This is a genomic window from Aliiruegeria lutimaris, from assembly GCF_900099935.1.
Lineage (GTDB): Bacteria > Pseudomonadota > Alphaproteobacteria > Rhodobacterales > Rhodobacteraceae > Tropicimonas > Tropicimonas lutimaris.
Genome location: NZ_FNEK01000020.1, coordinates 81,621 through 88,291, shown reverse-complemented (window position 1 = coordinate 88,291; position 6,671 = coordinate 81,621). Strand labels below are relative to the sequence as shown.

Genomic DNA, 6,671 nt, shown 5'->3' with positions numbered 1-6,671 from the left:
GCCCAGAGTTCGTCGCCAAGGACGTTCGCGCCTGGATCGAGGCCGTCGGTGCCAAGACAGCGTTCATCGAACCGGGGTCACCCTGGGAGAACGGCTACGTCGAGAGCTTCAACGCCCGGATGCGGGACGAGCTGCTCAACCGCGAAATCTTCTATTCACTGAGGGAGGCCCAAATCATCATCGAAGGTTGGAGAAAGCACTACAACACCAAGCGACCTCACAGTGCATTGGGCTACAGGCCACCGGCACCGGAAACCATCATCCAGATGGAACCAAGGCCGGTCATGCACTAACAATCAAACTGGACCAGTCAGATCAGGCTACTCACTGCAATCTGGCCACAACTGGCAGAAGGCCGCGATTGAAGAACAGGAAATGTGGTTCGCTGCGTCCGAGGTGATCTGGCTACGAAGCTGGCAGATGATGACCGGGACAATGTCCACCGAGGAAGCCACAAAGATGGTGCTGGAAAAGCCGTTTGCCTTCGTTCAGGCGGCGCAGGATGCCGGCGTTTCCGCGATCAGCGGCAATGATCCCGGCGCCATTACCCGTGCCGCCGTTGCCCCCCTTCGAAAGGAAGCCCGCGACAACGCGCGGCGTCTGCGCAACTGATCAGGTCATGCCGCGACCGTGGCTTTCAGCCCGCCGTCGCAGCCCGCACAAGGTCCTCCTGACGGTCGATTGCCGGGTGGAACGTCTCCGACGGGTCTCTGCCGATACGGCGCCTTGCCCGCAACAGGAACAGCTTTCCCAACCCACGAAACGTCCCGACCGACGGCGCCTCGGCATCGCACGGAAAGCGTTGCTGCCAGCCGTTGGGCAGGGACAGACCTGCGGCCTCTGCCTTTTCCAGCATCCACACCAGCGACAGGTTCGACAGCGGGCGCGCGGCCTCGAAACCGCCCAGTTGACCGCCGATATCGCCATGACAACCGGGGAACCAGCGCTGTTCCACCGTCCCGACGCGTCCGGGCGGGGTTTCCCACAACTCCGGGGTGAAGGCGAGGCGGGTCTCGTCATGAGCCAGCGCGTGATAGCCACGGCGAATATGCGGGCCGATTGCGTGGTTGTGAAAGGCGTGGGCCGGCTCGGTCAGCCGCCACAGGAGCGGCAGGCGCAGCCCAAGCGCCTTGACCGTGTCCCACACGCCGACCATCTCGATGCAGGTATTGGGGTGGCACAGCTTGCGGCCAAACCGGTTCGCGGCCTCGCTCGTCGGCGCGCATTGGTAGTGGCGATAGGCGAGGCGGATATTCCGCTCGGTCGCGAACTGCGCTTTGAGCAGGCCGATCCGGTCGATCACGCCGGCCAGCGAGCGTACGGCGAAGGCCCCGCGCGAATAGCCGAACAGGTAGATCTTGTCGCCGGGCCGGTAGCGCGCAGCGATGAACCCGTAAGCGCGGCGGATTTTCCGGTTCATCCCACGACCCACCACGACATCGCCGGTACTCGCCCAGTCGCGCCACTGGATGCCGGCTTCGTAGAAGAGCGACAGTTGCGGGTTGGGGCGGCTTTCGGCCAGCAAACGATAGGCCAGACCGGCATTGGTTTCGCATCCCGGCTCCAGCGAGGACATGGTTCCGTCAAGGATCACCACGTGAACCACCGGCCCGCGCCGATGCGACGTCATCCCCGAATGGCGGTGACGATTCCGGCGACGCAGGCGTCTCCAGGCGGCAATCTGACGGTTCAGCCGCATAGCGCCACCGCTCCCCGATTTCCGATTCGGCGCAAAATCCGCATGGGTGCTCCTCCACCCTGTCTTGAAAGTTTCCTGCAACAGATGTGGGGACGGACCCGCGGCTTCACCAGATGCCGCTGCCGCGCCACGCGCACCTGTGCGTTATCGTGAGCTATCATGCCCAAGCGACCGAACGGTTGCCAATCCCAGGTGACCGAACCCGTTGAACCGCGTGACCGTCGCCGTCGAATAGGCGCCCATGCCGTGGAAGAGCAGAACATCGCCCTCCGAAATGGTCTCGGGCAGGTTCAACTGCCCCGGCAGCCGGTCGAGACTGTCACAGGTCGGGCCGAAGACGGTCCGCGTGCGCAAGGGGGCGCGCCGCTTGCTTCCATGTCCATCATATAGCTCGAAGCGATCCGTAATGCCGATCTGCGGGAACTCCATCAGCCCGCCATAAACGCCATCGTCGAGAAAAACGTCGGAAGCGTCGCGCACCGCGCGCACGCGGGCGGCGAGCGACTGGCTCTCGGCGACCATGCCGCGCCCCGGCTCGCAGAGCAGCTTCGGCAGCTCCGGCCCGAAGGCGGCGCGGGCCGCCTGCCCGATCCGCTCGAAGATCGCTTCGAGATCCGGCGGCGCCTGTTTCCGCCGATGCGCCGGGAAACCACCGCCCACGTTCAGCCGCGCGATCCGCACATCGGCGGCTTTCGAGATCACCGCCGCCTCGCGAATATAGCTCTCCCATGCCGCCGCCTCGGTGCATTGCGTACCGGGATGAAAGGTCATCGACGGAACGAGACCGGCGGAGGCAACGGCGCGGAGCAACTCTCCGGCCTGGTCCGCCGTGGCGCCGAACTTGCTGCCGAAATCATAGGCTGCGCCGGGAACCGGGAGCTTGAAACGAACCGAAACCTCGCTGCCGACGGGGAGGCAGGCGACGAGCTTTGCCAGCTCCGAATGGCTATCCACGCTGAAGGAGCGCACACCCAGCGCGACGGCGTGCGCGATCTCTGCCTGCCCGCGCACCGGATTGTTGAAATGCAGCACCGCCCCCGGCACCACCCGGCGTAGCAGCTCGATTTCCTCGACAGAAGCCACGTCGAAGGCCGTGATCCCCGCCGCGCTCAGGTTCTGCAGCACCGCCGCCTCCGGGTTCGCCTTCACCGCATAACTCACCAGCCCGGGAAACCCGACGACAAACCGCGCCGCTGTCCGTTGCAGGACCTCGGGCGCGAAAAAAAGCACCGGTCCGCCGCTTGGATGTGCCGCGATATAATCGCCCGGATGTTTCCAGATCGTCTTGTTCAATCCCATTGGCCTGCTCCACCAACCAAGGCACCGCATGGCGGCCTGTTCCGACCGTTCGCAAGATGCATGTTTCAATTACAGGATCGCATGCGTTCCGAACGATTCACCCAATAAAATCGTTTAAAACGCCTGCAAATTTCGGCAATATGACGAAAATATCAGGCAAAATGATGGACGACCTCGACAGAAAATTACTCTCCGCCCTTGCCGCGGACAGCTCCACCCCCACCTCCCAGCTTGCCCGGCAGGCCGGCGTGGCACGTTCGACCGTCCAGGCCCGGATCGAGCGATTGAAGCATTCCGGCGTGATCGCGGGCTACACCATCCGGTTGGGAGAAACCGCCGAGCGCCGCCGCATTCGGGCGACCGTCCTTCTGCATATCGAGCCACGCAGCACGGCCCCGCTCGTGCAGCGGCTGAAGACGATGCCACAGGTCGAGAGCTGTCACAGCACGACCGGGCGAATGGACCTGGTGCTGCAACTCGTTGCCGAGTCAACCGGAGAGCTGGACGAGGCGCTGGACCGGATCGGCGCCATTCCGGGTGTGCGCGACACGGAATCACTCATCCACCTGTCCTGCAAGTTCGACCGCCGAACCTAGCCCAGCCCCTCGCGCTGCCGCAGGAAGGACAGCCTGTCGTGCAACTCGGGGCGAACGGCGCCTTCGCGCGGAGCGTCCTGCAGCGTGGTGAACCAATGCTCCGGCGGATTGCGGCCAAGCCGGTGCCCGTGCCACGAGATCGCGCGCAGGACGGCCTCGCCCTCGGGCGGCAGCCGGTCCGGGATCTCGATCCCGTTCAGAACCGCCCAGACGCCCGTCCAGAGCCGACCGACAGACCACGGGTTGTAGCCGCCCCCGCCGAGCACGAGATAGCGCGGCGCGAGCGGGCGCAGCGCCGCGACGATCTTCCAATGGGCATTGTTGGACAGCGACAGCCGGGAGAGCGGGTCCTCCTCGACGGCATCCGCCCCGCATTGCAGCACGATTGCCTCCGGCGCGAAGCGGTCCACCAGGGGCAGGATCAGCGCCTCTCGGATCAGGGCCATCTCCGTATCATTCAACCCGCGTGGCACCGGCAGGTTGACCGCGGACCCGCCCGCATCCTCGCCAAGCTCACCGGTAAACGGCCAGCGCCGCTCCTCGTGAACCGAGATCATCAAGGTTTCGGGATCGCCGGCAAACCCCATCTCGACCCCATCGGGATGATGCGCGTCGATGTCGATATAGGCGATGCGACGGATTCCGTTCCGCCGCAGCGACAGGATGGCGAGCACCGGATCGTTCAGGTAGCAGAACCCGTTGGCCCGCGCCGGCATTCCGTGATGTGTCCCGCCCGCCGGGTGGTAGATCACCCCGCCCTGCGCCAGAAGCTCGCCAGCAAGGATCGAGCCCCCCGCCCCGGTGGCGGGTCGCCGGAAAACCTCTCCGTAGACCGGGTTGGAATGTGTGCCGAGCCCGAAGCAGTCCCGCGTCTCATGCGAAACCTGCTGCTCGGCCTCGGCCTTTTGCAAGGCGGCGATATAGGCCGGGTCATGCCAATGGGCGAGCGCCGCGGGCTTGGCACAAGGCGAGGGGATATAACTCTCGCCGCCGAGCCAGCCGAGCGCGCGGGCCAGGTCCATCACCGTCGAGACTCTCGGCACGCGCAGCGGATGCCACGCCCCGTAACTCGATCCGCGATAGATCTCCGAGCCGATGAAACCCGTGAAGCCGCCATCCATGTGCCGCGTGTCGATTGCAACGCCCGCCGCTGAATCCTGACCGTGTTCCAAGTTGTACCGTTCCTCCAACTGGCGGCTCACCATTCCGGCGCAAAGACCGCCCGCCAGCCCCGTATTTCGCGCAAAAATCGTTGCATTCAGGCCGATTTTTACTATCTAGGTCGAATCATTTTCGTCGCAAAGCTGGTAGAGAACTGTCGTAGGTGATACCTAGAGTATAACCAACACTGAAAAGGCACCGCCAGAAATCACAAGGAACCATCCGCCACGAGGGCGATGCGGTAATAGGTAACCCGTGCAAGAGAATTTCAAACTTCCCAAGGGACTGACCGCGGACAAGGATGTCCGGACCCAATATGGAGCGCTTTGCTATCGTGTCGTTAACGGCAAGCCTCAGGTTCTGTTGATAACGTCTCGCACGAGCCGCCGCTGGATCATCCCGAAGGGCTGGCCGATGCGCAACGTGACCCCGGATGGCGCGGCAAAGATCGAAGCCTGGGAAGAGGCCGGTGTTCGCGGCAAGGCCGAGCAGGACTGCATCGGCTATTTCAGCTATATCAAGGTCGCGGAGGCCAAGGGCGAGAAGGACCTGCCCTGCGTTGTCTGCGTCTTCCCGGTCAAGGTGAAGTCGCTTGCCAAGGATTTTCCCGAATGCAACCAACGCCGTCGCAAGTGGTTCTCGCCAAAGCAGGCCAGCAAGAAAGTGGCCGAGCCGGAATTGCGGGCAATCCTGCGGAATTTCGATCCGGGCAAGGCTCGCTAGAGAACCTGGCGTGCACGCCCTTTGAAATTCTCGCAGTCAGGCGTTACATCTGAAGAGCATGATCAAGTACAGCCTCATATGTGCCGATGGACACCGCTTTGAAAGCTGGTTTGCGTCGGCCAATGCCTTCGAAAAGCTTGTCGCTTCGGGGATGGTGAGTTGTGCTGTCTGTGGCTCCGGCAAGGTCGAAAAGGCGATGATGGCGCCGAATGTGAAATCCAGCGAGCGCAAGCCCGAACCCGCCCGCCCGGACGCCGAACATCCGCTTTCCGCACCCGCCACGACGGCCGAAAAGGCAATCGCCGAGCTGCGCAAGCGGGTCGAAGCCGAAAGCGATTATGTCGGCCGCGATTTCGCCCGCGAGGCCCGCGCCATCCACGAGGGCGAGGCGCCGCAACGCTCGATTCACGGCGAGGCCAACATGCAGGAAGCCAGGAGCCTGATCGAAGACGGTGTGCCGGTCACCCCGCTGCCCTTCGCTCCGCGCCGCAAGACGAACTGAGCCCGTCAGGCGCCCCGCTCGACCATGTGGCGGCGATAGACCTCGATCATCCAGCCCAGCATGATCCCGTTCAGGATATGCCACAGGAAATGCGTGCCCAGCGGGAAGCTGGCGCAGACGGTTTCGTCCACTGACCGAAACCCCAGCGAGGCGCAGAGGATTCCCGCCCCGATGGCCAATCCCCCAGCTGTCCGGGGCGCACGCCTGCGCAAGCCGGTGGCGTAGAGCGCGATCAGCAGCGGCACCGGCCAGTACCCCGCCGAGACCTCGAAGAAGGGAAGCTTTTGAAACAGCGGCACCGTGAGCGCGGCGAAGGGGAAGAACCCGGCCGTCGCCAGCAAGGCCCACTGCCACGAGAGGTTCCAGAAATCACGATTGGCCGCGAAAATGTAGAGCAGGATGAAGAGGGCGATCGGCGTGGTGTCCGCGATCGCCCCCCAGATCGTCGCGTGGGTGTGGAACAGGTAGGAGCCGACACCGATCGCCGCGAGGACCACGCACATTCCGATCGCGAGCGGCAATTCCTGTCCGCGCAACCGCCGCCAGAGCAGAAAGGCCGCGATCAGGAAGGCCGCATTTGTGAGCGCATTCACCGGCTCCGACCAATAGGTGAAATCGGTCCGTTCACAATATCCGTCGACCTTCCGCAATAGGCCTTCCATTCCGATCCCTCCGCGATAGGCTCGCCCCT

Annotated in this window: 9 protein-coding genes; 5 read left to right on the top strand and 4 right to left on the bottom strand. The window is 63.8% G+C overall.

The window, feature by feature from the left end; genetic code table 11:
• A partial coding sequence (locus BLR85_RS11525) for an integrase core domain-containing protein (RefSeq protein ID WP_139188368.1) occupies positions 1-293 on the top strand: 293 nt, incomplete at its 5' end.
• An 82-nt stretch (positions 294-375) separates the two neighbouring features.
• A complete protein-coding gene (locus BLR85_RS11520) occupies positions 376-612 on the top strand; it encodes a hypothetical protein (protein ID WP_093155690.1) in 237 nt (78 codons plus the stop codon).
• Positions 613-637: 25 nt separating this feature from the next.
• Here the strand turns inward: BLR85_RS11520 and BLR85_RS11515 are convergent, their stop codons facing one another.
• Together BLR85_RS11515 and BLR85_RS11510 are read right to left on the bottom strand one after the other, a co-directional pair.
• Positions 638-1,699 (bottom strand): DUF2235 domain-containing protein, encoded by a 1,062-nt coding sequence (locus tag BLR85_RS11515; protein ID WP_093155687.1) that lies wholly within the window; start codon positions 1,697-1,699, stop codon positions 638-640.
• A gap of 144 nt (positions 1,700-1,843) precedes the next feature.
• Positions 1,844-2,998 (bottom strand): type III PLP-dependent enzyme, encoded by a 1,155-nt coding sequence (locus BLR85_RS11510; RefSeq protein ID WP_093155685.1) that lies wholly within the window; start codon positions 2,996-2,998, stop codon positions 1,844-1,846.
• Between the two features lie 164 nt (positions 2,999-3,162).
• Between BLR85_RS11510 and BLR85_RS11505 the strand changes: the two genes are divergently transcribed.
• Entirely contained in the window at positions 3,163-3,594 is a 432-nt protein-coding gene (locus tag BLR85_RS11505) for an Lrp/AsnC family transcriptional regulator (protein ID WP_093155715.1), read from the top strand.
• Here the strand turns inward: BLR85_RS11505 and BLR85_RS11500 are convergent.
• Positions 3,591-4,715 (bottom strand): acetoin utilization protein AcuC, encoded by a 1,125-nt coding sequence (locus tag BLR85_RS11500; protein WP_093155713.1) that lies wholly within the window; start codon positions 4,713-4,715, stop codon positions 3,591-3,593. The genes BLR85_RS11505 and BLR85_RS11500 overlap by 4 nt on opposite strands.
• Before the next feature lie 295 nt (positions 4,716-5,010).
• On the opposite strand from BLR85_RS11500, the gene BLR85_RS11495 reads away from it, so the two are divergent.
• Both BLR85_RS11495 and BLR85_RS11490 read left to right on the top strand, forming a co-directional pair.
• Entirely contained in the window at positions 5,011-5,478 is a 468-nt protein-coding gene (locus BLR85_RS11495) for an NUDIX hydrolase (RefSeq protein ID WP_093155682.1), read from the top strand.
• A 58-nt stretch (positions 5,479-5,536) separates the two neighbouring features.
• Positions 5,537-5,980, top strand: a complete 444-nt coding sequence (locus BLR85_RS11490; RefSeq protein WP_093155680.1) for a DUF1178 family protein — start codon at positions 5,537-5,539, stop codon at positions 5,978-5,980.
• Between the two features lie 5 nt (positions 5,981-5,985).
• Here the strand turns inward: BLR85_RS11490 and BLR85_RS11485 are convergent, their stop codons facing one another.
• Positions 5,986-6,642, bottom strand: coding sequence for a ceramidase domain-containing protein (locus BLR85_RS11485; RefSeq protein ID WP_093155677.1), 657 nt, complete (start codon positions 6,640-6,642; stop codon positions 5,986-5,988).
• Positions 6,643-6,671: the final 29 nt, after the last annotated feature.